Source organism: Sphingomonas sp. 28-62-20 (genome assembly GCF_002281505.1).
On the sequence record NZ_NCGH01000029.1, the window covers coordinates 1 to 22,577 of the forward strand.

General features: G+C 62.6%; 24 protein-coding genes. 14 read left to right on the plus strand and 10 right to left on the minus strand.

Features of this window, described 5'->3' with window-relative positions:
• Positions 1 to 2,347 (plus strand): polyribonucleotide nucleotidyltransferase (pnp, locus tag B7Y43_RS17835; protein WP_374133029.1); only part of this gene is annotated, 2,347 nt, incomplete at its 5' end.
• Positions 2,348 to 2,449: 102 nt separating this feature from the next.
• On the opposite strand, the gene B7Y43_RS17840 is transcribed toward pnp, so the two are convergent.
• The 5 genes from B7Y43_RS17840 to B7Y43_RS17860 form a co-directional block, all read right to left on the minus strand.
• Complete coding sequence (locus B7Y43_RS17840; RefSeq protein ID WP_374133030.1) at positions 2,450 to 3,553, minus strand: DUF5694 domain-containing protein; 1,104 nt, start codon at positions 3,551 to 3,553, stop codon at positions 2,450 to 2,452.
• Positions 3,554 to 3,905: 352 nt separating this feature from the next.
• Positions 3,906 to 4,553, minus strand: a complete 648-nt coding sequence (gene gmk / locus B7Y43_RS17845; protein ID WP_374133031.1) for a guanylate kinase — start codon at positions 4,551 to 4,553, stop codon at positions 3,906 to 3,908.
• A gap of 67 nt (positions 4,554 to 4,620) precedes the next feature.
• Positions 4,621 to 4,839, minus strand: coding sequence for a hypothetical protein (locus B7Y43_RS17850; RefSeq protein WP_374133032.1), 219 nt, complete (start codon positions 4,837 to 4,839; stop codon positions 4,621 to 4,623).
• Between the two features lie 62 nt (positions 4,840 to 4,901).
• Positions 4,902 to 6,287: a class II fumarate hydratase gene (gene fumC, locus B7Y43_RS17855; protein ID WP_374133033.1), complete on the minus strand. Its 1,386-nt coding sequence runs from the start codon at positions 6,285 to 6,287 to the stop codon at positions 4,902 to 4,904.
• A gap of 33 nt (positions 6,288 to 6,320) precedes the next feature.
• Positions 6,321 to 6,800 (minus strand): SspB family protein, encoded by a 480-nt coding sequence (locus B7Y43_RS17860; protein ID WP_374133034.1) that lies wholly within the window; start codon positions 6,798 to 6,800, stop codon positions 6,321 to 6,323.
• Positions 6,801 to 6,871: 71 nt separating this feature from the next.
• Here B7Y43_RS17860 and hisB point away from each other — a divergent pair, with 71 nt between their 5' ends.
• The 8 genes from hisB to B7Y43_RS17900 all read left to right on the plus strand — a co-directional run bounded on the left by hisB (position 6,872) and on the right by B7Y43_RS17900 (position 12,472).
• Complete coding sequence (gene hisB, locus B7Y43_RS17865) at positions 6,872 to 7,459, plus strand: imidazoleglycerol-phosphate dehydratase (protein WP_374133035.1); 588 nt, start codon at positions 6,872 to 6,874, stop codon at positions 7,457 to 7,459.
• On the plus strand, positions 7,460 to 8,083 hold the full coding sequence (hisH, locus tag B7Y43_RS17870; RefSeq protein WP_374133036.1) for an imidazole glycerol phosphate synthase subunit HisH: 624 nt from the start codon (positions 7,460 to 7,462) through the stop codon (positions 8,081 to 8,083). It abuts the gene before it with no gap.
• A gap of 10 nt (positions 8,084 to 8,093) precedes the next feature.
• On the plus strand, positions 8,094 to 8,828 hold the full coding sequence (gene hisA, locus B7Y43_RS17875; protein WP_374133037.1) for a 1-(5-phosphoribosyl)-5-[(5-phosphoribosylamino)methylideneamino] imidazole-4-carboxamide isomerase: 735 nt from the start codon (positions 8,094 to 8,096) through the stop codon (positions 8,826 to 8,828).
• Between the two features lie 133 nt (positions 8,829 to 8,961).
• Positions 8,962 to 9,738: an imidazole glycerol phosphate synthase subunit HisF gene (hisF, locus tag B7Y43_RS17880; protein ID WP_374133038.1), complete on the plus strand. Its 777-nt coding sequence runs from the start codon at positions 8,962 to 8,964 to the stop codon at positions 9,736 to 9,738.
• Between the two features lie 25 nt (positions 9,739 to 9,763).
• Positions 9,764 to 9,955 (plus strand): hypothetical protein, encoded by a 192-nt coding sequence (locus B7Y43_RS17885; RefSeq protein ID WP_374133039.1) that lies wholly within the window; start codon positions 9,764 to 9,766, stop codon positions 9,953 to 9,955.
• Between the two features lie 32 nt (positions 9,956 to 9,987).
• The gene (locus B7Y43_RS17890) at positions 9,988 to 10,326 is read left to right on the plus strand and encodes a phosphoribosyl-ATP pyrophosphatase (RefSeq protein WP_374133040.1); all 339 of its coding nucleotides are present in this window, start codon (positions 9,988 to 9,990) and stop codon (positions 10,324 to 10,326) included.
• 119 nt (positions 10,327 to 10,445) lie between these two features.
• Positions 10,446 to 10,823: a histidine triad nucleotide-binding protein gene (locus B7Y43_RS17895; RefSeq protein WP_374133041.1), complete on the plus strand. Its 378-nt coding sequence runs from the start codon at positions 10,446 to 10,448 to the stop codon at positions 10,821 to 10,823.
• Positions 10,824 to 10,909: 86 nt separating this feature from the next.
• The gene (locus B7Y43_RS17900; RefSeq protein ID WP_374133042.1) at positions 10,910 to 12,472 is read left to right on the plus strand and encodes an amino acid permease; all 1,563 of its coding nucleotides are present in this window, start codon (positions 10,910 to 10,912) and stop codon (positions 12,470 to 12,472) included.
• A gap of 81 nt (positions 12,473 to 12,553) precedes the next feature.
• On the opposite strand, the gene B7Y43_RS17905 is transcribed toward B7Y43_RS17900, so the two are convergent.
• Positions 12,554 to 13,549: an adenosine kinase gene (locus B7Y43_RS17905; RefSeq protein ID WP_374133043.1), complete on the minus strand. Its 996-nt coding sequence runs from the start codon at positions 13,547 to 13,549 to the stop codon at positions 12,554 to 12,556.
• 146 nt (positions 13,550 to 13,695) lie between these two features.
• Here B7Y43_RS17905 and B7Y43_RS17910 point away from each other — a divergent pair, with 146 nt between their 5' ends.
• Positions 13,696 to 14,088: a hypothetical protein gene (locus tag B7Y43_RS17910; protein ID WP_374133044.1), complete on the plus strand. Its 393-nt coding sequence runs from the start codon at positions 13,696 to 13,698 to the stop codon at positions 14,086 to 14,088.
• On the opposite strand, the gene queG is transcribed toward B7Y43_RS17910, so the two are convergent.
• The gene (gene queG, locus B7Y43_RS17915) at positions 14,047 to 15,198 is read right to left on the minus strand and encodes a tRNA epoxyqueuosine(34) reductase QueG (protein ID WP_374133045.1); all 1,152 of its coding nucleotides are present in this window, start codon (positions 15,196 to 15,198) and stop codon (positions 14,047 to 14,049) included. The two genes, B7Y43_RS17910 and queG, sit on opposite strands and share 42 nt — an antisense overlap.
• Positions 15,199 to 15,275: 77 nt before the next feature.
• On the opposite strand from queG, the gene B7Y43_RS17920 reads away from it, so the two are divergent.
• From B7Y43_RS17920 to msrB, 4 genes are all read left to right on the plus strand, one after another.
• Entirely contained in the window at positions 15,276 to 16,193 is a 918-nt protein-coding gene (locus B7Y43_RS17920; RefSeq protein ID WP_374133046.1) for an ABC transporter ATP-binding protein, read from the plus strand.
• Positions 16,190 to 17,461 (plus strand): ABC transporter permease, encoded by a 1,272-nt coding sequence (locus B7Y43_RS17925; protein ID WP_374133047.1) that lies wholly within the window; start codon positions 16,190 to 16,192, stop codon positions 17,459 to 17,461. Before B7Y43_RS17920 ends, B7Y43_RS17925 begins: the two co-directional genes overlap by 4 nt.
• 29 nt (positions 17,462 to 17,490) lie before the next feature.
• Positions 17,491 to 18,738 carry a cytochrome P450 gene (locus B7Y43_RS17930; RefSeq protein WP_374133048.1) on the plus strand — a complete coding sequence of 416 codons (1,248 nt, stop codon included), beginning with the start codon at positions 17,491 to 17,493 and terminating at the stop codon, positions 18,736 to 18,738.
• Between the two features lie 85 nt (positions 18,739 to 18,823).
• Complete coding sequence (msrB, locus tag B7Y43_RS17935; protein WP_374133049.1) at positions 18,824 to 19,321, plus strand: peptide-methionine (R)-S-oxide reductase MsrB; 498 nt, start codon at positions 18,824 to 18,826, stop codon at positions 19,319 to 19,321.
• Positions 19,322 to 19,386: 65 nt separating this feature from the next.
• Here msrB and B7Y43_RS17940 read toward each other — a convergent pair whose 3' ends face one another.
• The 3 genes from B7Y43_RS17940 to B7Y43_RS17950 form a co-directional block, all read right to left on the minus strand.
• Positions 19,387 to 19,899, minus strand: coding sequence for a CHAP domain-containing protein (locus B7Y43_RS17940; protein ID WP_374133050.1), 513 nt, complete (start codon positions 19,897 to 19,899; stop codon positions 19,387 to 19,389).
• Positions 19,900 to 20,209: 310 nt separating this feature from the next.
• Complete coding sequence (locus B7Y43_RS17945) at positions 20,210 to 21,652, minus strand: MFS transporter (protein WP_374133051.1); 1,443 nt, start codon at positions 21,650 to 21,652, stop codon at positions 20,210 to 20,212.
• Positions 21,649 to 22,476: an SDR family NAD(P)-dependent oxidoreductase gene (locus B7Y43_RS17950; protein WP_374133066.1), complete on the minus strand. Its 828-nt coding sequence runs from the start codon at positions 22,474 to 22,476 to the stop codon at positions 21,649 to 21,651. The genes B7Y43_RS17945 and B7Y43_RS17950 overlap by 4 nt, the downstream gene beginning before the upstream one ends.
• Positions 22,477 to 22,577: the final 101 nt, after the last annotated feature.

Here is a 22,577-nt window from a genome sequence, read left to right on the forward strand (position 1 = left end):
TACGAAAACTGCAAGCATCCAGTGGGGCGGCAAGACCCTCACGCTGGAAACGGGCCGTGTTGCCCGCCAGGCCGACGGCGCCGTGATGGCGACGCTCGGTGAAACCGTTGTTCTTTGCGCGGTAACCGCCGCCAAATCAGTGAAGGAGGGCCAGGATTTCTTCCCGCTCACCGTTCACTATCAGGAAAAATATTCAGCAGCCGGCCGCATTCCCGGTGGCTTTTTCAAGCGTGAGCGCGGCGCGACCGAAAAGGAAACACTGACCAGCCGCCTGATCGATCGCCCGATCCGCCCCTTGTTCCCCGAAGGTTTCTACAACGAAATCAACGTGATCTGTCAAGTGCTCAGCTATGATGGCGAAAATGAGCCGGATATTCTCGCCATGGTCGCAGCCTCTGCTGCACTTACCATTTCGGGCGTACCGTTCATGGGCCCGATCGGTGCTGCACGCGTCGGCTATATCAATGGCGAGTACATCCTGAACCCGACGCTTGATCAGGTGAAAAACGGTGATCTCGACCTCGTCGTCGCCGCGACCGGTGCGGCTGTGATGATGGTCGAATCCGAAGCCAAGGAATTGTCGGAAGACGTGATGCTCGGCGCGGTTCAGTTCGCGCACAAGGCGTGCCGCGAAGCCGCTAATGCGATCATCGATCTGGCCGAACAGGCTGCCAAGGATCCGTGGGAAATGGCCGAACAGGCTGATCTCTCGGCTGCCAAGGACAAGCTGAAGAAGCTGATCGGCAAGGACATTGCCGCTGCCTATAAGGTGACCGACAAGTCGGCACGTTCGAACATGCTGAACGAAGCCCGTGCCAAGGCGAAGGCAGCCTTTGCCGATGCCAGCCCGCAGGACCAGATGGCCGCTAACAAGCTGATGAAGAAGCTTGAGGCAGAAATCGTCCGTGGCGCCATCCTCAAGGACGGCCAGCGCATCGATGGCCGCACCACCACCCAGATCCGCCCGATCGAGGCGATGGTGCACTTCCTGCCCCGCGCGCATGGTTCCGCGCTGTTCACGCGCGGCGAGACCCAGTCGATTTGCACGACCACCTTGGGCACCAAGGAAGCCGAGCAGATGATCGACGGACTGACCGGCCTGTCCTATGAGCGCTTCCTGCTGCACTATAACTTCCCGCCCTATTCGGTCGGTGAAGTCGGCCGCTTCGGTGCGCCGGGTCGTCGCGAAGTCGGCCATGGTAAGCTCGCCTGGCGCGCGCTCCACCCGATCCTGCCGTCGATGGAGGAATTCCCTTACACGATCCGCGTCCTGTCAGACATCACCGAGTCGAACGGCTCGTCGTCGATGGCGACGGTGTGCGGCGGTTCGCTGTCGATGATGGATGCCGGTGTGCCGTTGAAGCGCCCGGTTTCGGGCATCGCGATGGGCCTGATCCTGGAAGGCAAGGACTTCGCGGTTCTTTCCGACATTCTCGGCGACGAGGATCATCTCGGCGACATGGACTTCAAGGTCGCGGGCACGTCCGAAGGCATCACCACGATGCAGATGGACATCAAGATCGCCGGCATCACCGAAGAAATCATGCGCGTCGCGCTGCATCAGGCGAAGGAAGGCCGCGCCCACATCCTGGGCGAAATGGCCAAGGCGCTCGACCACACCCGTGAGGAACTCTCGGCGCATGCCCCGCGCATCGAGACGATCACGATCGACAAGACCAAGATCCGTGACGTCATCGGCACCGGCGGCAAGGTGATCCGCGAGATCGTCGCCACCACCGGCGCCAAGGTCGACATTGATGACGAAGGCGTCATCAAGGTCTCCTCGTCCGACACCGCGCAGATCGAGGCAGCGATTGCCTGGATCAAGGGCATCGTCGAGGAAGCCGAAGTCGGCAAGATCTACAACGGCAAGGTCGTCAATCTCGTTGATTTCGGCGCGTTCGTGAACTTCATGGGCGGCAAGGACGGTCTCGTCCATGTCAGCGAAATCCGCAACGAGCGGACCGAGAAGGTCAGCGACGTGCTGAGCGAAGGCCAGGAAGTGAAGGTCAAGGTGCTCGAGATCGATCCGCGCGGCAAGGTTCGCCTGTCGATGCGCGTCGTCGATCAGGAAACCGGTGCCGAGCTGGAAGATACCCGCCCACCGCGCGAACCGCGTGAGGGTGGCGATCGTCCGCGTGGTGACCGTGGTCCACGTCGCGATGGCGATGGTGGCCGTGGTCCCAGAGGCGAAGGGCGCGGTGATCGCGGTCCGCGTCGTGACGGCGGTGGCGATCGTGGTCCGCGCGGCGAAGGTCGTGGCCCACGCCCTGAGCGTTCGGGTGGCGGCGATGACGGCCCTGCGCCTGAATTCGCGCCTGCCTTTCTGACGGGCGATCGCGACTAAGCGTTTCGATTACTGACTAACGGAAAAGGGCTCGGGCAACCGGGCCCTTTTTCTATTTGGGGCGATTTGCCCGGATTACGGGTGATCGAGCTAAGGCCGCGGCTATCGCAGCACGACCCGCGCATCGACCAGTTTCACATCGTGCATCTGGTTGAGATAGGCCTCATAATAGCCCTTGTGCGATGCGCCGACGATTGTCAGCAGCCGCGCGCCGGGGCGGCGACCGAGTATATCGCGGATATTGGCAACCATCCGCAGATTGCGTGTTTCCCAATAACCAAGGTAATTTCGCCCGAACGCCTGTGGCGACGTTTCGACAAAGGCCGCGCCAAAGTCGGATTGATAGGCCAGCATCGCGCCTGCTGGATCATTATAGGCACGGTACATCGCCAGCACGCCGTCCGGTTGCGCCAGCCCGGCATCGAGCCGCTCACCTTCTGCGCGCCGCTGTTTGGTGGCGGGATTGTCCCAGGCATGGAGGATCGCTGCCTCATAGGCCTTTTCGTCCGCCGGTGCCGGGCTGTCCGCCGAATGATCGTCAACGCTCCAGACGCGATCCAGCCCGAGCCGGGCGGCAAGCGCGGCTGCGACAAGATTGCTCTCGTTGCGCCGACCTTTAGCCTTTTCAAGCGCAGCAACCAGATCGTCATTCAGCCCATCGCCGGTATGTTGTTCGGCTGGTGGAAGCCGGAGCCATTGGACCAGCGCAGAGCCACGCTCCCCGGCGGCGAGGAAGATAGCGGCCAGATGGCGTCGCTCGGCGGGGGTGGGAGACGTCGGCCACGCGGCAAGCAGCCGCTCGGCCTCGGCGTTGGCCGCAGGCACATCTAGCCCGGTGGCCTGACGGGCGAGCGCCGGATCGGGGCAATAATCCGCGACTGACTCGGCATAGCGCGATGGGAACCGGCGCAGGCTGTCGCATTGCAGCCCCGACACGTCTTCGGTGGCGATTTCGGTCGGCTGCCAATCGGCGAGGCGCTTGAGCAGCGGGGCGAGCATCTCCGGCTTGAAGCTCTCTGGCAGACCCGACAGATGCGGCGTACCCAGCACAAGCACCTCGTTCGGCTTGCCGGCGGGTGGCCCTTTCAAGCGATCGGGGCGAAATGTCGGCCGATATTCTGCCGCCGAAACGGGCTGAAACGCCTGGACCAAGATGCCAGCCGACCCCAGCACAGCGATCAGCGATACGCAAAACTTCTGAAGCATGCCCCTCTCCTCTTAGGGAGCATACTCAATCTGTATTACTTAAGCAATACACCAAGCAGGTTCGCCGCTTAGCAAAGCGTAGGCCGAAACCGCTCCTTGCGCTCTAGAGCGTGCTGACGTTAGGTCGCTTCAACCTCATACCCGTTCGGGCTGAGCGAAGTCGAAGCCCACGCGATCCGCATGCCCTTCGACTTCGCTCAGGGCGAACGGCGGATGGTTTGGTCCAATCCAAAGTCATCACACTCTAAAGGTGTCATTGCGATTCAGGTCGTTGGACAGGCAATGCGAGGTCGATCGGACGGCCACGCGACGAAGCGAGCCAGGTACCATCGCCAACATCGCCCTCCGCCCGTTACTTCATCAATTTTCGGATGAACCCGATCAACCCGGTCTGGCGCGATCGCTTGAGCCGTTCGGCGGCGAGAATCGTCTTCACATCGTCAAAACAGCGATCGACGTCGTCGTTGACCAGCACATAATCATAGCCATCCCAATGGCTGACTTCGGCGTTGGCGCGCTGCATGCGGGCGGCGATCACCTCGGGCGCGTCAGTGGCGCGGCGGATCAGGCGATCGTTCAATTCCTCCATCGACGGCGGCAGGATGAAAACGCGGACGACATCACCGCCGGCGATCTGGAATAATTGCTGCGCGCCCTGCCAATCGATATCGAACAGCACGTCTTTGCTCGCCGCGAGCATGGCGTTCACCTGTGCCTTGGGCGTGCCATAGCGATGGCCAAAGACGTGCGCCCATTCGAGAAATTCGTTGGCGGCGACCATGTCGCGAAATTTTTCGAGCGAGACGAAGTGGTAATCCTTGCCATCGACCTCACCGGGGCGAATCGGGCGGGTGGTCGCGGAGACCGACATGGCAAGATCGGGCTCATTTTCGAGCAATTTGCGCGCGATCGTGGATTTGCCAGCGCCCGATGGCGACGACAAAACAAACAACACGCCGCGCCGTTTAAACCCATGCAAATCGTGATCGGCAGCTTCCATGCCCGCTAGTGGCGCGGGCAGCACCCTTGCGTCAAGCCATCAGCGCCCAGTCAGCAAACAAGCGGGTTCAGTAAACGAGACGGGCATCGTCCCGAAGGCGCCTCGTCAGCCCGGCCGCGCCCTGCAGCACTGCCCAGCCCACCGCATAGGTAACCGCAACCGGCAGAGCGACGCTCAGCACATTGGCGGTCACAGCGCCGATCATTGCCCCGGCAGCCGCGCCGCGATCACCGCTGACGCTGCCTATCGCCCCACCAACCAATGCCCCTGTTGTCGTTGTCATCATGGCTGATCTCTCCCGTTGGATATCGCTCAGCGCACCGGCGGGGCGTTTTGTTCCAGCGGTGATCACACCATCGATTCGGGGCGGACCAGCCGATCAAAGGTTGCGGCATCGACCAGGCCAAGCGCGAGCGCCGCTTCCTTCAGCGTCAGGCCATGCGCATGGGCGTGCTTGGCGATTTTCGCGGCATTGTCATAGCCGATTTCAGGCGCCAGCGCGGTGACGAGCATCAGCGATCGATCGAGCAGTTCGGCGATTCGCGCGCGATTGGGCTCGATGCCATCGACGCAGCGTTCGGCAAAGCTGGTCATGCCCACGCTCAGCAGATCGATCGAACGCAGCACGTTGGCGGCAATCATCGGTTTGAAAACGTTGAGCTCCAGATGCCCCTGCATCCCGCCGACGGTGATCGCCATGTGGTTGCCGATGACTTGGGCCGCGACCATCGTCAGCATCTCGCACTGGGTAGGGTTGACCTTGCCGGGCATGATCGAGCTGCCGGGTTCGTTTTCCGGCAGGCTGAGTTCGCCGAGCCCCGAACGTGGACCCGAGCCGAGCAGGCGGATATCGTTGGCGATCTTGGTGAGGGATACGGCGAGGGTGTTGAGCGCGCCGGAGAGGTGGACCAGCGGGTCGTTGGAAGCGAGCGCTTCAAAGGTGTTTTCGGCAGGGTGAAACGGATGGCCGGTGATATCGGCAATCGCCTTGCACACCGCTTCGGCAAAGCCGGTTGGCGCATTAAGCCCCGTGCCGACCGCCGTGCCGCCCTGCGCCAAGCGATTCGTGCCGGCAACCAGCGCCGGCTCAATGCGCCGCCCGCACCGATAGACCTGATTGGCATAACCGGAGAATTCCTGGCCGAGCGTGACCGGCGTCGCATCCTGCATATGCGTCCGCCCGATTTTGACGATTTCGCCCCAGGCCTGCGCCTTGGTCTCGAGTGCGACGCGCAACCGATCAAGCGAGGGCAGCAAATCACGCGTGGCCGCCAGCGACGCTGCAATGTGCATCGCGGTCGGGAAGCTATCGTTCGACGACTGGCTCATATTGACGTGATCGTTCGGGTGCACCGGTGCCTTCCCGCCGCGCGCACCGATCAGCACTTCGTTGGCGCGGCCGGCGATTACTTCGTTGACGTTCATATTGGTCTGGGTGCCGCTGCCCGTCTGCCAGATGACGAGCGGGAACTGATCGTCGAACTTGCCGCTCGCCACTTCCGCTGCCGCTGATTCGATTGCGTCGGCGATGTCGGCGGGCAGGCCGTGCTGGCGGTTCACCCGCGCCGCCGCCTGTTTGACGATGGCGAGCGCGTGGATGATACCAATCGGCATGCGCTCACGTTCGCCGAACGGGAAATTGGCAATGCTGCGCTCGGTCTGCGCGCCCCAATAGGCGCTGGCGGGGACTTGAATGGGGCCGAAGGAATCGGTTTCGGTGCGGGTGTCGGTCATGGGCTAGCTTATCCGTCTCATTGCGAGAGGGACTTATTTTTTCCGCTTGAAATCCACCGAGACGACGTTCGATCCGTCCTCGACTGGCGTCAGGACCGCATCATTTTCCGCCTCTTCATGCGGTTCGGGGCCTTCGGGGCCGTCTTTGGACTGAAACAGCAGCTGGAAATCGACCGCCGGATCATGAAAGCCGGTAATCGCCGAATAGGGAATGACCAGCTTCGAGGGCACCTGATTAAAGCTCAATCCAACCGAAAACCGCTCATCATCGACCAGCAAATCCCAATAGCGATTTTGCATCACGATCGTCATTTCATCGGGGAAACGCTCGATCAGCCGCTGCGGGATATCGACGCCGGGGGCCTGCGTTTTGAAGGTGATGTAGAAATGATGTTCGCCGGGCAAACCACCATTTTCGGCGACCGAACCGAGCACGCGGCCGACCACAGCACGCAGCGCCTCCTGGACGATTTCGTCATAGGGAATCAAGCTATCGGGCAGGCCATCGGTCATGAGTCTTGGACTAGCGCCCTTTCCCCCCCGGTCAAGATTGCATGACCTCCGCGAAACGTTATGGGGGGGCGATGCGCACCGCCACCATCAGCCGCAAGACGAGCGAAACCGCGATCGATGTAACCGTCAACCTCGACGGGACCGGCGCTTATGTCATTTCCACCGGCATCGGTTTTTTCGATCATATGCTGGAACAACTCAGCCGCCATTCGCTGATCGACCTGAACGTGAAGACGGTGGGCGACCTGCATATCGACCAACACCACACGGTGGAGGATACCGGGCTGGCGATTGGCGAGGCGATTGCCAAGGCGCTGGGCGAGAAACGCGGCATCCGGCGCTATGCCGATGCGCTGTCGCCGATGGATGAGACGCTGACGCGGGTGGCGCTCGACATTTCCGGGCGGCCGTTTCTCGTCTGGAAGACCGAATTTTCGCAGAAGCGGCTGGGCGAGATGGACACCGAGATGGTTGAGCATTTCTTTCACAGCTTTGCCCAGACCGCCGGCCTGACGCTGCATGTCGAGACGCTCTATGGCAGCAATAACCACCACATCGCCGAAGCCGCGTTCAAGGGGCTGGCGCGTGCGCTGCGTGAGGCGGTCGAGATCGACCCGCGCAAGGCCGGGAGCATCCCGAGCACCAAGGGCAGTCTGTAGATGAGCGGGCGGATCGCGCTGATCGATTATGGCGCGGGCAATCTCCATTCGGTGGCGAACGCGCTGAAGGCGGCGGGCGCTACGTCGATCGACATCACCTCGAACGCGGGGGTGGTCGCCTGTGCCGACCGGATCGTGCTGCCGGGCGTCGGCGCCTATGGCGCGTGCGCCAGCGCGTTGCGCGCCGTTCGCGGAATGACCGAAGCGTTGAATGTCCGTGTACTCGGCGGCGGGGTGCCGTTTCTGGGGATTTGCGTTGGCATGCAGCTGATGGCGGAGGCGGGCGAGGAATTCGGCACGCATGCCGGGCTTGGCTGGATTCGCGGAAAGGTGCGGCCGCTTACCCCTGACGATCCCAGCGCCAAGGTACCGCATATGGGCTGGAACGATGTTGTGCCAGCCGTGCCGCACCCGCTGATTGAGCCGGGTGAAGCCTATTTCCTCCACAGCTTTGGTTTTGAAAGCGATCGGGAGGGCGAAGGCATCGTCGCCACGACCGAGCATGGCGGCCAAGTGACGGCGGCGATCGGCCGCGACAATATGCTGGGGGTGCAATTCCACCCCGAAAAGAGCCAGCGTTATGGGTTGGCGTTGCTCGAGCGCTTTTTGGAGTGGCGGCCATGAGGATATTGCCGTGAGTTTGATCGTCTTTCCCGCCATCGACCTCAAGGCGGGTCAGGTCGTCCGCCTTGCCGAGGGCGATATGGACCGCGCCACGGTGTACGGCGACGATCCTGCCGCGCAGGCGATGATCTTTGCCAACCAGGGCGCGCAGTATCTGCACGTCGTCGATCTCGACGGTGCTTTTGCGGGTGCCTCAGTCAATGGCGAGGCAGTGAAGGCAATTGTCGAGCGCTTTCCAGGGCATGTCCAATTGGGCGGCGGCATCCGTGACCGGGCGGGGATCGAGCGCTGGTTTGATCTGGGCGTGTCGCGCGTGGTGATCGGCACGGCGGCGCTAGAGAACCCGGAGCTGGTACGCACGGCGGCGCGTGATTTTCCGGGCGGGATCGTGGTGGCGGTTGATGCCAAGGACGGCATGGTCGCGACCAAGGGCTGGGCCGATGTCTCGACGGTCGAGGTTGTCGATATGGCGCGGCGCTTCGAGGATGCGGGCGTCGCGGCGCTGTTGTTCACCGATGTCGGGCGCGACGGCATGCTGAAGGGCGCGAATATCGAGGCGACGGTCGATCTGGCGCGGGCGGTGCGGATTCCGGTGATCGCCAGCGGCGGGGTGAAGGGCATCGCCGATATCCACATCCTGGCGCTGCATGCGCGCGACGGGATTGAGGGGGTGATTACGGGGCGGGCATTGTACGACGGGCGGCTTGATCTGGCGGCGGCACTGAGCGTGGCGGCGGCGGCGTGAACGGGGCGATTCTGGTAAGCCCCTCCCCTTCAGGGGAGGGGTTGGGGTGGGGGCTGTCCCCAAGCGCGCCGGTCTCTGCGAGACTGACAGTCCCCACCCCCAACCCCTCCCCTGAAGGGGAGGGGCTTGAATTATGACCGTCCGTGCCCGCGTCATCCCCTGTCTCGACGTTGCCAATGGCCGCGTCGTCAAGGGCGTCAACTTTGTTGATCTGAAGGATGCTGGCGACCCGGTCGAGCAGGCGCGCGCTTATGATGCGGCGGGCGCGGACGAGCTTTGCTTTCTTGATATCACCGCGAGCCATGAGGACCGCGGCACGATCCTCGACGTCGTACGGCGCACGGCCGAAGTGTGCTTCATGCCGCTAACCGTCGGTGGCGGGGTGCGGACGGCGGAGGATGCGCGCGCGCTGTTGCTAGCAGGGGCGGACAAGATCGCGGTCAATTCCGCCGCCGTTTCACGGCCCGAAGTGGTCGCGGACATTGCAGACCGCTTCGGGAGCCAGTGCTGCGTTGCCTCGGTCGATGCGCGGCAGGTCGAAGCTGGGCGCTGGGAGGTCTTCACCCATGGCGGCAGGCGCGCGACGGGGATCGACGCGGTCGAACACGCGCTGCGGCTGGCCGAGCTCGGCGCGGGCGAACTGCTGGTGACCTCGATGGACCGCGACGGGACACGATCAGGCTATGACCTCGCCCTCATTCGCCTGATCGCCGATCAGGTGCCGGTGCCGGTGGTGGCATCGGGCGGCGTTGGCGGTCTCGGCGATCTGGTCGCGGGCATCACCGAGGGGCATGCAAGTGCCGTGCTCGCCGCCTCGATCTTCCATTTCGGCGAGGCGAGCATTGCCGATGCGCACGCAGCACTTGCAGCGGCGGGGGTGCCGGTGCGCACGCCGGTCAGCAACGCTTAACTCCTGGTGCGTTATGGCCATGTCCATGCGCATTGCCCTGCTCCTGCTCGTGACGACCCCCGCCCTTGCCGCGCACGCCGGCCGGGCGACACCACGCACCGCGCCCGAGTTATCGGATGTCGCCCTGTTCGTGATGGCCGCCGCAGGTGTGTGGGTCGTTCGTCGCGCGATGCGGGCGCGCTTTGCCAAAACACGCAGCGGCCAAGCGAAGGATTGACGCAAAGGCGTTGCTGGGCCAGCCACTAGTGCATGGCCGAAGACTTCATCACCACGCTCGAATCGGTGATCCGCAGCCGACAGGGCGCGGACCCAACGACAAGCTACACCGCCAAGCTGTTCGCCGCCGGGCGGGCCAAGATCGCGCAGAAGGTGGGCGAGGAAGCGGTCGAAACCGTCATCGCGTCGCTTGGCAATGACAAAACAGCGCTCGTCGGCGAGGCGACCGATTTGATGTTCCACTTGCTCGTCCTGCTCGCCGATGCGGGGCTGAGCCTCGACGATATCCGCGCCGAAATGCGCCGCCGCGAAGGCGTGTCGGGCATCGACGAAAAGGCCGCGCGCTTGCCAACACCCGTTCGTCCTGAGTAGCCATTGAGCTCTTGTCGAAATGGCGTATCGAAGGACAGTGTTTAAGGCAGGTCCTTCGATACGCGTCTTCGACTTCGCTCAGCCGCTACTCAGGACGAACGGCAAATAGGACCTGACCCATGCCCATCGACGCTACCCAGCCTTATGACGACCAGAACATCTTCGCGAAGATCCTGCGCGGCGAGATCCCGTCGAAGCGAGTCTATGAGGATGACTTCGCCGTCGCTTTCCATGACATCAACCCGCAAGCGCCAACGCATCTGCTGGTGATCCCGCGCGGGGCCTATGTCTCGTGGGATGATTTCAGCGCGCGGGCCAGCGATGCGGAGATTGCCGGCTTCGTCCGTGCGGTAGGGGAAGTCGCACGCGCGGCGGGGCTGGTCGCGCCGGGCTACCGGTTGCTCGCCAACACCGGGCTTGATGCGCATCAGGAGGTGCCGCATCTGCACGTCCACATCTTTGCCGGGCAAAAACTGGGACCAATGCTCGCGCGATAAGGGATTGCATGGCATCGATTTGCGTTTAGGCTTTAGGCCTTCACGAATTTCCGCCGCGAAAATGTGCGGCAAAGGGGACAGTAAACATGGCGTCACGTCCGAAACCGGGCTTTTTCGCGCGCATGGGGGGCCGAAAGACCCTGGCGCAAGTGCAACGCGAAACACAAACCAGCGAATTGAAGCGAACCTTGGGGTCCTGGAACCTCCTGTTGCTGGGGATCGGTTGCATCATCGGTGCCGGCATTTTCGTCCGCACGGGCAACGCTGCGGCGCTCCATGCCGGCCCGGCCGTGCTGCTGTCGTTTGTGGTGGCGGGTATCGTCTGCGCCTTTGCTGGGCTGTGTTACGCTGAATTGTCGTCGACACTGCCGGTTTCGGGGTCGGCCTATACCTATAGCTATACCACGCTGGGTGAGTTCGCCGCGTGGATCATGGGCGCCCTGCTGCTGCTTGAATACGGTCTGGCGGCATCGGTCGTCGCGGTCGGCTGGTCGGGGTATGTCGTCAGCCTGCTCAAGGATTTCGGGCTGATCATCCCGCCGCAGCTGACCGGCCCGGCCGGCTATCCGTTGCTGAAGGACGGGGTGCAGGTCGTGATCGACGGCGCGCCGGTCTTCACCAATTTCAACCTGCCCGCCTTTTTGATCTGCACCGTGTTGTCGATCCTGCTGGTGGTCGGCGTTTCGGAAAGCGCCAAGGTCAACAATGCAATCGTCGCGATCAAGGTATCAGTCATCGTCGCGTTCATTGTGATCTGCGGCACGACCGTGCTGATGGACCTGCCCGCCCGCATTGCGGCCAACTGGACACCCTTCATTCCGCCCGCAGAAGCGGGTGAGGGTCATTTCGGCATCGATGGCATCCTGCGCGCCGCCTCGATCGTGTTCTTCGCCTATATCGGCTTTGAGGCCGTTTCGACGGCGGGCCAAGAGGCCAAGGACCCCAAAAAGGACATGCCATTCGGCATCATCGGCTCGCTGGTCGTTTGCACCGTGCTCTACATGCTCGTCGCCGCCGTGCTGACGCTGATGGTCAACTACAAGTCGCTCAACGTGCCCGATCCGGTGGCCGTCGCGGTTGATTCGATGGGCCCGCAATGGGCGTGGTTTGCTGGTATCATCAAGGCGGGCGCGATCATCGGCCTTACCTCCGTCGTGCTGGTGCTGATGTACGGCCAGACCCGCATTTTCTACACCATGGCGCGCGACGGCCTGTTGCCGCGGATATTCTCCAGCGTTCACCCCAGGTTCCAGACGCCCTGGGTCAACACGCTGACCGTCGGCCTGATCGTCGCAATCGCGGCGGGCTTCTTCGACATCAACATTCTGGGTGACCTCACCTCGGTCGGCACACTCGCGGCCTTTGCCATCGTGTGCTTGACGGTGATCTGGCTGCGGATCACCGCCCCTGATCTGCCACGCGGTTTTCGCGTGCCGTTCGGTCCGGTCCTGCCATTGCTGGGGATCGGTTCGTGCATTTACCTGATCACGGCGATCGAATCGAAAGTGCTGTGGTTCTTCGCCTATTATACCGTCGGGGCGATCGTGGTGTATTTTGCCTATGGCATCCACTTCAGTCGCTTACAGCAGGACCAGGACGAAATGCCCGGGCCAGACATGGGCGAATTCCCCGGGCCGGTTGTCGGCTGAACTTTGCGCCCAGGACTGCCAACAAAAAAAGGCCGGGGATTGCTCCCCGGCCTTTTTTCTATGGCGTGACAGGCGGCAGGATCAGCCCAGCTTTTCCGCCACCAGTGCTTTCAGGTCGACCATCGGCCGCGCGCCGACATGGCTGATGATCTCGGCTGCACAAACCGCGCCGAGCTTCAGACTCTGCTCAGCCGAGAGCCCACGGATCTGCCCAACGAGATAGCCGGCGGCAAACAAATCACCTGCGCCCGTGGTATCGACCACCTTGTCGATCGGCTCGGCGGGCACATCGACGCGCGCACCGTGGTTGAACGCGCTCGCGCCGTCCGCGCCGTGCGTCACGACCAACGTCGGCACCCGCGCTGCCAGTGCAATCGAGGCGGCTTCCGGATCCTCCATTTCGAGCAGGCAGGCAGCTTCTTCACCGTTGCAGAACAGGATGTCGATCAGGCCGTCGTCCATCAGCTTCAGGAAATCGGCGCGATATTGCATGATGAAAAAGGTCACCGACAGCGTCAGCGCGATCTTGCGCCCGGCAGCCCGTGCCGCCTTGATCGCGAGCAGGATCGCCTGGCGCGGTTCGGGCGGGTCCCACATATAGCCTTCGAGATACAGATAGCTGGCATCGGCAATCAGATCCGGCTTAGCGGCTTCGCGCGGCAGATAATGCGCGGCACCCAGCGAGGTGTTCATCGTGCGATGGCCATCGGGCGAGACCAGGATCAAGCAGCGGCCGGTCGGTGGCTCCTCGCTGCGCGCAGGCACATCAAAATCAATGCCCATCGCGCGAATGTCATGCGCGAACACCGCGCCGAGCTGGTCATCGCGAATCTGGCCAATGAACGCGCAGCGATGGCCAAGTGCGGCAATCCCGGCGAGCGTATTGGCAGCCGACCCGCCCGACACTTCCATGCCCGGGCCCATCGCACTGTACAGGCGTTCAGCAATGCTGGGCTCCATCAGCTGCATCGCGCCCTTTTCCAGGCCATGCTCGGCAAGGAAGGCATCCTCGGCATGGGCAAGCACATCGACAATCGCGTTGCCGATCGCAACAACATCATAGCGGGGTTGGGTCACTCTGGTCTCCGGACGGTCTAGACTAGCGCGCTCGGTAGAAGGCGGCGCGGCGATACGCAACTGTCCCGCGCCCAGCCGAGCCGACAGGGCTTGCCGCCTGGCCTGCTTCGTGGTTCGGCTGGCGGCCGGACAATCGGGAAAGGGCCATGATGCGGCGGCTGGCGAGCGGATCAATGATGGCGACGATGCTGCCCTTGGCGCTGGCCGGCTGCGCCACCAGCGGCAGCGGTATCTCGGCACGGCCCGACACCACGCCAGTGCCAACCACCATCCGGATCGTCGCCGGGCTTGATCGCGTGGTCGGTCGTGATGCAGCGGCGCTGATATCGCTTTTTGGCCAGCCCGATGCCGATGTGCGCGAAGGCAATGGCCGCAAATTGCAGTTCACTGGGGCCGCCTGTGTGCTCGATGCCTATCTTTATCCCAAAGGCGCCGGGATGCCGGTGGTCACCTATATCGATTCGCGACAGCCCGATGGCAGCCCGATCGATCGCGCGTCATGCGTTGCCGCGCTCACCCGCCGCGATGGGGGCAAATAACCATTCCTGCCTGACGCTGGGATCGCTTTCGGTGGCCAGACGCGCGGCAAGTTCGCGCGTCCATTGCACGTGATCGAGCCGCGACAGCGCCCAGATTGCCGCCCCCCGAACGATCGGTGCCGGGTCGTCGAGCAAGCCAATCACCGCCGATAGCAATGCCGGCGCGCCGCTATTCCCCGCTGCGATCATGCAATTGCGCATCATCCGGTCTCGCCCGATCCGCTTGATCGGCGAACCGGCAAAGACGGTGCGGAAACCGGCATCGTCAAGGGCAAGCAGATCGGCAAGCGCCGGGGCAGCAAGTTCCGCGCGCGGGGCAAAGGCGATATTGGCGGCGGCGGCTTCGGCAAATTTATTCCAGGGGCACACAGCCAGGCAATCGTCGCAGCCATAAATGCGGTTGCCAATGGGCCCACGGAATTCATGCGGAATCGGGCCGGCATGCTCGATCGTCAGATACGAAATGCAGCGCCTGGCATCGAGCCGATAGGGGGCCGGAAAGGCATCGGTCGGGCACGCGCGCTGGCAGGCGTCACAACTGCCACACCGGTCATCGCCCGGCAAATCACGCGTCAAATCCAGCGTGGTGTAAATCGCGCCCAGGAACAGCCAGCTCCCCGAATCGCGGCTGACAAGATTGGTGTGCTTGCCCTGCCAGCCCAGCCCGGCTGCTTCAGCAAGCGGCTTTTCCATCACCGGGGCGGTATCGACAAAGACCTTCAACTCGCCGCCCGCTGTCTCGACGATCCAGCGCGCCAGCGCCTTCAGCGCGCGCTTCACCACATCATGATAATCGCCGCCTTGCGCATAGACCGAGATCCGGCCGCGATCCCCAGCCCCCGCCAGCGCCAACGGATCAGTGGCCGGTGCATAGCTCATCCCCAGCGCGATCACGCTGTTGACCGCAGGCCACAACGCACGCGGTTGGGCGCGTTGATCGGCCCGCGATTCCATCCAGATCATCTCGCCATGCGCGCCATCCGCTATCCAGGCGCGCAGGCGTTCCGTGGTATGGGGCGCAAGCGATGCCGGCGCGATTCCGCACGCCACAAAACCAAGATCGGCGGCCTTTGTCTTTACCCTTGCTGCGAAAGACGTGTTTTCGTTCATCCTTCCCCGCTACCCATCGGCGGAAAGGGTCGATAAACACACCCGATCATGCCGCGTCTACTCGTTAGGGGATTTTCTTGAAAAGCGAACTGGCGATCAGCGCCACCGGGCTCGTCAAGCGGTTTGGCGACCGACGCGTGGTGGACGGAGTTGATATCGCGGTGCCCAAGGGCGCGATCTATGGCGTGCTTGGGCCCAATGGCGCGGGCAAGACAACAACGCTGCGGATGCTGCTGGGCATCATCGAACCCGATGAAGGCAAGCGCAGCTTGCTTGGCTATGCCCGTCCCCGCGAGGCCAGCGACCATATCGGCTATCTCCCCGAAGAGCGCGGCCTCTATCCGGCGATGAAGGCGCGCGAGGCGATTGCTTTCATGGGCGCGCTGCGCGGGCTCGATTGGCGCGAAGGCCGCAAGCGCGCCGCAACGATGATGGAAGAAGCCGGCCTAGGCCATGCCGTCGATGAAAGGATTCGCAAACTCTCCAAGGGCATGGCCCAGTTGGTCCAGCTGCTCGGATCGGTGGTCCATCAGCCCGATCTGCTGGTGCTTGATGAACCCTTTTCCGGGCTCGATCCCGTCAATCAGGAGCGGCTTGAAGCGCTGATCATCGCCGAGCGGACGCGCGGCGCGACGATCCTGTTTTCCACGCATATTATGAGCCATGCCGAGCGGCTGTGTGACGGGCTGGCCATCATCGCGGGCGGCAAGCGCCGCTTTGAAGGCACCGTCGCCGAAGCACGCGGGATGCTGCCCCAGCAAGTCCATTATGTTGCCCAGCATGACGGCCTCGGACTGCCCGCATTGCTGCCTGCCGATGCCATGCGCGAGGGTAGCGGCTGGAAGTTCATCATGCCCGACAGCGGCATTGAAGCCCTGCTCGTCAAACTGATCGAGGCCGGTCACGGCATTGCCGGGCTGTCGATCGAGCGGCCCGGCTTGCACGATGCCTTTGTCAAAATTGTCGGGCCAGCCGCCCTGGAGAGCGCAAGATGACCAATCGGGGCCGCCTCATCCGCCAGACACTAACGATCGCGCGGCGCGATTTCACCGCAACGGTGTTCACGCCATTGTTCCTGCTGTTCCTGCTGTCGCCGCTTTTCCTGATCGGCTTTGCCACGGTTGGCGCACTTGGCGGATCGACGCTGGCGCGCGGCCCAGCCGATCGGACGCGAATCATCGCCTTTGTCGCCCCGACTGACGGCAAGCTGCTATTGGCCGCTGACGGCAAGCTGCGCGGATTGTTCCGTGACCGCGATGCCCCGCCAGCATTGACCGCTGAGCCTGCGGGTGACGATCCTGCCAAGCGCGCGAAAGCGGCGTTTGAAGCCAAGGACTTTGATGCGATTGCAGTGCTTTATGGCCCGCTTGATCGGCCGCAAATTCTGCACATCGAGCGCGGCACCCGATCAGCCGATTATCTCACCCAGCTCGCCGAAATCGTGGTCCGGCAGCGCGCGTCCGGCGGGGAAGGACCGCTCAGCGTCGCGACCAGGACCGTGATCAAACCCAGCATCGTCTCGCGATCGAGCAACAATGCCGCGGCGCTGATCGGCGTGACGGGGATTTTCTTCCTCACCCTGTTCCTGTCCGGCCAGGCCGTGGGCACAATGGCCGAGGAACGCAGCAATAAGGTGATCGAGATTCTCGCCGCCGCCGTCCCGCTCGAATCGGTGTTCCTTGGCAAGCTGCTTGGCATGTTTGGCGTCGCGGTGCTGTTTGTTACCTTTTGGGGGACGCTGATCAGCCAGATCGGCACGTTCCTGCCGGGTGGCGGCGCTGCGCTCAGCGGGCTGGCCCCGGCGGTGGGCATGCCGGTGTTCATCCTGCTATTCTGCGCCTATTTCACCATGGCCTATATGTTGTTGGGCGCGGTTTTCCTGGGGGTAGGCGCCCAGGCATCGACGATGCGCGAAATCCAGATGCTGTCGCTGCCGATCACGATCATCCAGATGGCGATGTTCGGCTTGGCATCGAGTGCCGCCGCCGATCCAGGCACATCAATTGCGCTGCTGGCCGAAATTTTTCCGCTCAGCTCGCCCTATGCGATGGCCGCCCATGCCGGCAACAAGCCGGAAATCTGGCCGCATCTCGCCGCGCTTGCCTGGCAATTGCTCTGGGTGTCGATCACGATCTGGGTAGGCGCCGGCGCGTTTCGGCGCGGCGTGCTCAAATCGGGTAGCGGCCGCAAGCCCTTTGCGCTGTTCGCTCGGCGCGCATCGCGAAAGGATGGCGGGTACGCTATTGACACGAATGTAAGTTAGTAGTGAGGTGCGCCAATAGGAGAGACACCATGGCAACCTTGGCACCCGCACCAACGCATTCAGACGCGATCGATCCACTCGATGTGAGCCGCGCCGAGCTTTACCGCGACGATGTCTGGCAGGCGCCGTTTCGCCAGCTGCGGGCCGAATCGCCCGTCCATTATGTCCCGCACAGCGATTTCGGGCCGTACTGGTCGATCTCGACCTACAAGCCGATCGTCGAGATCGAATCGCTGCCTGATCTCTATTCCTCCGAAGTCGGCGGCATCACGCTGGCCGATTTCGATGAAACCATGCCGGGCGCGGTCAAAATGCCGATGTTCATCGCGATGGACCGCCCCAAACATACCGGCCAGCGTCGCACCGTCGCCCCCGCCTTCACGCCCAGCGAAATGGTGCGGATGACTGACAATATCCGGCTGCGGACCGCCGAAATCCTCGATTCGCTGCCCTGGGGGGAGGATTTTGACTGGGTCGATACCGTATCGATCGAGCTGACCACCCAAATGCTTGCCTTGTTGTTTGATTTCCCCTGGGAAGACCGACGCAAGCTGACTTTGTGGTCGGATTGGGCCGGCGATATCGAGCTGTTCAAGGATGAAGCGCAGCGGATGGTCCGCCTCCAGCATCTCCACGAATGCGCCACCTATTTTACCGGCCTGTGGAATCAAAAGGTCGGCAAGGAAAAGACGCCCGACCTGATTTCGATGATGATCCATTCGGACGCGATGGCCGAAATGGATCAGATGGAGTTTCTCGGCAATCTGATCCTGTTGATTGTCGGCGGTAACGACACCACCCGCAATTCGATGAGTGCGGCGGCCTATGGTCTCAACCTCTTCCCCGATCAGCGCGCCAAGCTGGAGGCTGATCCGTCGCTGATTCAGAACACCGTCCAGGAAATCATTCGCTGGCAAACGCCGCTCGCGCATATGCGCCGCACCGCCACACAGGACACGATACTGGAGGGCCAGCAGATCAAGGCCGGCGACAAGCTGGCGCTGTGGTATCTCTCCGCCAATCGCGACGAAAGCATCTTTGGCGATGACGCCGACAAGATCATAGTCGATCGCCCCAATGCCCGTCGCCATCTTGCCTTTGGCCACGGCATCCACCGCTGCGTAGGCGCCCGGCTCGCCGAGTTGCAGATCAGCGTGCTGCTGGAGGAAATGGCCAAACGCCGGATGCGCGTGAACGTGACGGGCGAGCCGGAGCGGGTCGCGGCCTGCTTCGTCCATGGCTATCGCAAATTGCCGGTGACGATCAGCAAATATTGATCAATCGGCGTTTTTGCGGCGGCATCGTAACCGCCGGCGGCATTCACCCGTATCCAGGGTATCGCACCTGTAGGGAGCCCCGAAGATGACTGATCGCCGCCAGTTCCTGTCCCTTGCCGCTGTTGGCAGCGCCGCCGCCGCGCTGTTTGGCTGGCGCACTGCGCCCGCATCGGCAAAGGCTGGATTCGAATATCAACTTACCGATGCCCAGTGGAAGGCGAAGCTTTCGCCGGCCGCCTATCGCACGCTGCGGCACGAAGCCACGGAATATCCCGGCACCAGCCCGCTCAATCATGAAAAGCGCACCGGGACCTTTGCGTGCGCTGGCTGTGCGCTGCCGCTCTTTTCATCGACGACCAAGTTTGACAGCGGCACGGGCTGGCCAAGCTTTTGGCAGCCGCTGCCCCATGCTGTAGCCACACGGGTCGATGGCAGCCTGATCTTTGAACGCATTGAAGTGCATTGCCGCCGCTGCGGTGGGCATCTTGGCCATGTGTTTGATGACGGCCCGGCGCCGACTGGCAAGCGTTATTGCATGAACGGCGTGGCGATGACTTTCCACCCCCAACACAAGGCGGCTTGATCCGCAGGCCATAGATCGCACCGCTGCGCCACTAACCGGGGCGGTGCATCAGCTAAACCGAACGATCAAAAAGCTGGCGTGCCGAGCAGACCGAGGATCACTGGCGTCGTCAGGGCGTTGGCGGCGATGGTGACCGGTGCGTTCGAGGCACCACCATCAAGCGGCGTGGCCTGCAGTGCTGGCGCGGCATAGATAAAGCCCTTGGCGGGATAGGCCGACTTGCCAAGATCGCGCAGCGGGCCATACCAGACACGCACTTCGCTCCAGTCACCCGCCACCGAAACGTCGATCGCACGCACATCGCGTTCAATCCCGCCGGGGCGTGACCAATTGGCATGGGTCAACAAAATCTCGCGGTCGCTGACGATCTGGCTGACCATCGCGACATGGCCCAGCCGCATTTTACTGGTCGCTTCAAAGGCAAGCACCGCGCCAATCTTTGGCGTGGTCCCGCGGGCATAGCGGCCTTCCGCCTGCGACCACCAAGTCTTGGCATTACCGTAAATGTCGATGCCGGACATCTCACGCGCAAAGGGTACGCACTGGAGCCGCCCGGCCATGGCCGGGGTCGCCGTCATCAAGACGCACGATAACACCAGCGCGAATCGCGCTGCCAAAGTCTTGAATGTCACGAAGCCCCCGAAGTGTTTCTACGCTCGTTGAGCCTGCCAAAGCAGACCCGCGCGCCGATGAAAACCCATGCGACGGGTTGAAGGGAACCTTTTCGGACGAACCGTGTGCAGGGGGCGATGACCGGTCGGTGCGTGCAGCATTGAGCGCCGCGACGGGCCCAGCGCAGCCTTTGCGGCCACCCCAAACCGGGATTTGCCGAGGTGCCGACGCGCGCAAAGGCTCTGGTCGGCGCAGGGACACCGGCCCGACCCAGCCTTACCCGCCCGTCGTTGCCCCCATCCGCGCCAGCCGCGCCTGATGTTCGGCCCGACCAAAGGGGAAACGCGAATAGACGAACGCCGCCAGCCCGTAGAACAGCAGCAATAGGACGATGAAGATCAGCGTCAGCCGGTCAACGGTGGCGAGCGGCACCTGCCCCGGCTTGGCCGATGCCGGGAATTGCGCAATCGCCAGAATGACGCCGGCCATGAAGATGCCGAGCCCGCCGACCATCTTCTGCACGAAAAAACTGCCGGCAAAGAACACCCCTTCAGACCTTCTCCCAGTGCGCATTTCCGATTCCTCGACCACATCGGAGAGCATCGATGCGCCAAGAATGAAAGCGCCGACACCGCAGGTGGTGTTGGCCCCGAAGATCACCAGCAGCAGCGGCAGCGCCAGCGGCGATTCGGGCGCGGGGAACACCCCCATCAGACGCAGGATATAGGGGCTGACGACGAGCATGGCGTTGCCAGCCGACAACAGCATCCCCACGCGCCCTTTGTCGCCGACCCGGGTCAGGCGCGGTGTGATGAAAAACGCCACCACCACGCCGATCAGCAGCGACAGCGACAGCCACTGATAGTCGCTGCCCTGCATCATCCACACATATTGGTACATATAGTTCGACAAAGCGAAGGAGATGCCCTGCGCGGTATAGGCGCATAGCCCGGCGATCATCAGCACCATGAAGCCCTTATTGGCCACGGTCTGCCGAAAGGCAGCGAAATGGTCGGACACCGTCTCATCGCTTTCGGCGAGTTTGGGCAGATGCTTGATTTCCGGATGCAACCCCGCCGCTGAAACCAGGATCGACACGACCATTAGGATCGCCCCCAGCAACGCCATGCGGCCATAGCCGGGGCCGTTCTGCAACCCCACCGCATGCGTCGCATCGGGCACGAGGAACACCGCATAAGCGAGCGAGAGCATGCCGAGCCCGCCCACCCAGCCGAACAGATAGCGATAGGAGAAGATCCGCGTGCGTTCGTCATAATCGGAGCTGAGCTCTGGCCCCAGCGCCGCTGCGGGGATCTCAAAAGTCGACAGCGCAATCCGCACCAGCAGGGCACTGCCGAACAAATAGAAGAGCAACGCCGTCTGGCTCCAGCCACTGGGCGGGTTCCACAACAACAGCCAGCCGATCGCGACGGGAATCGCCGAACCGTACATCCAGGGATGCCGCCTGCCCCATTTGCTGCGGGTATGGTCCGACAGAAAGCCGACGGCGGGATCGACAAAGGATTCGATCACCATCGCCATCATGATCGCAATGCCGACCGCGCCCGCCGACAGGCCAATCACCTGGTTATAATAGAGCAGCAGGAAAGTCGCGAAGCCATTATCCTTGATGCCATAGGCGATTGAGCCAAAGCCGAATGCCAATTTGCTGCGCGCGGGCAGCTTGCGCGCGGCGGGCACCGCGATGGTTGTGCTCACTGAAACGCTTCCAGCATCGCGAACAGCGATGGCACCTTGGGGTCCCAGCTATGGCGCGGGCCGATCGTCATGCCGCCATCGACGACGATATGCGTGCCCGTGACGAAGCGCGCATCGTCGCTAGCGAGATAGGCAACGGCGGCGGCGATATCCTCTGGCTGACCGGCATATTGCAGGGGCTGGGCGAGGTTGGCGATCGATCCGATCGCGGCATTGGCCTGAACGCGCTTGTCGCCATCGATCCCCAGCGCACTGGTGAAGATGTTGGTGGTGATGAACCCTGGGCAGATCGCGTTGACGCGGATGTTGTGCTGGGCAAGGTCAGCTGCGGCCATCTTGCTTAAATGCAGCACACCCGCCTTGGCGACTGAATAAGCGGTCGGCGCTGCCCCGGTCTGCAGGGCAGCGATGGAGGCGGTGTTGACGATTGCCCCGCCACCCCGCGCGGCCATTAAGGGGGCCGCATACCGGATGCCGAGCGCGACCGAGCGCAGCAGCAGATTTTGCGTATCATCCCATTCATCGGGGGTGATCGCATCGATCTTGGCGCGCGCACCACCCGCCCCGGCATTGTTGAACAGAATATCGATCCCGCCCGCTGCCTCCGCGGCCAGGATCAGCGCTTCGATATCGGCCGCTTTCGTAACATCGGTACGCTGAAAATGGATTCGGCCATTGGAGGTTTGCGCTAGCTCCAGCCCGCCGACTTCGTCGATATCACCCGCCCAAACTTCGGCGCCTTCATCGACCAACCGAAGCACTGTTGCCCGTCCAATGCCCGATGCAGCGCCGGTAACGACGGCACGCTTGCCCGAAAAGCGCATGAACAACGATCCTCTCTCTGCTATTTTGATGTCCACGATAGCGATCCTCCAAGGGCGCGTCACTTGCTTTTGGAATTTCGGGTTTGGGCGACTTGCGGCGA

Excerpts from the sequence above, each read along its gene's own strand:
- B7Y43_RS17840 (WP_374133030.1), bottom strand. The coding sequence starts at position 3,553 with ATGCTTCAGAAGTTTTGCGTATCGCTGATCGCTGTGCTGGGGTCGGCT.
- gmk (WP_374133031.1), bottom strand. The coding sequence starts at position 4,553 with ATGGAAGCTGCCGATCACGATTTGCATGGGTTTAAACGGCGCGGCGTG.
- B7Y43_RS17850 (WP_374133032.1), bottom strand. The coding sequence starts at position 4,839 with ATGATGACAACGACAACAGGGGCATTGGTTGGTGGGGCGATAGGCAGC.
- fumC (WP_374133033.1), bottom strand. The coding sequence starts at position 6,287 with ATGACCGACACCCGCACCGAAACCGATTCCTTCGGCCCCATTCAAGTC.
- B7Y43_RS17860 (WP_374133034.1), bottom strand. The coding sequence starts at position 6,800 with ATGACCGATGGCCTGCCCGATAGCTTGATTCCCTATGACGAAATCGTC.
- hisB (WP_374133035.1), top strand. The coding sequence starts at position 6,872 with ATGCGCACCGCCACCATCAGCCGCAAGACGAGCGAAACCGCGATCGAT.
- hisH (WP_374133036.1), top strand. The coding sequence starts at position 7,460 with ATGAGCGGGCGGATCGCGCTGATCGATTATGGCGCGGGCAATCTCCAT.
- hisF (WP_374133038.1), top strand. The coding sequence starts at position 8,962 with ATGACCGTCCGTGCCCGCGTCATCCCCTGTCTCGACGTTGCCAATGGC.
- B7Y43_RS17885 (WP_374133039.1), top strand. The coding sequence starts at position 9,764 with ATGCGCATTGCCCTGCTCCTGCTCGTGACGACCCCCGCCCTTGCCGCG.
- B7Y43_RS17890 (WP_374133040.1), top strand. The coding sequence starts at position 9,988 with ATGGCCGAAGACTTCATCACCACGCTCGAATCGGTGATCCGCAGCCGA.
- B7Y43_RS17895 (WP_374133041.1), top strand. The coding sequence starts at position 10,446 with ATGCCCATCGACGCTACCCAGCCTTATGACGACCAGAACATCTTCGCG.
- B7Y43_RS17900 (WP_374133042.1), top strand. The coding sequence starts at position 10,910 with ATGGCGTCACGTCCGAAACCGGGCTTTTTCGCGCGCATGGGGGGCCGA.
- B7Y43_RS17910 (WP_374133044.1), top strand. The coding sequence starts at position 13,696 with ATGATGCGGCGGCTGGCGAGCGGATCAATGATGGCGACGATGCTGCCC.
- queG (WP_374133045.1), bottom strand. The coding sequence starts at position 15,198 with ATGAACGAAAACACGTCTTTCGCAGCAAGGGTAAAGACAAAGGCCGCC.
- B7Y43_RS17925 (WP_374133047.1), top strand. The coding sequence starts at position 16,190 with ATGACCAATCGGGGCCGCCTCATCCGCCAGACACTAACGATCGCGCGG.
- B7Y43_RS17930 (WP_374133048.1), top strand. The coding sequence starts at position 17,491 with ATGGCAACCTTGGCACCCGCACCAACGCATTCAGACGCGATCGATCCA.
- msrB (WP_374133049.1), top strand. The coding sequence starts at position 18,824 with ATGACTGATCGCCGCCAGTTCCTGTCCCTTGCCGCTGTTGGCAGCGCC.
- B7Y43_RS17940 (WP_374133050.1), bottom strand. The coding sequence starts at position 19,899 with ATGACGGCGACCCCGGCCATGGCCGGGCGGCTCCAGTGCGTACCCTTT.
- B7Y43_RS17950 (WP_374133066.1), bottom strand. The coding sequence starts at position 22,476 with ATGCGCTTTTCGGGCAAGCGTGCCGTCGTTACCGGCGCTGCATCGGGC.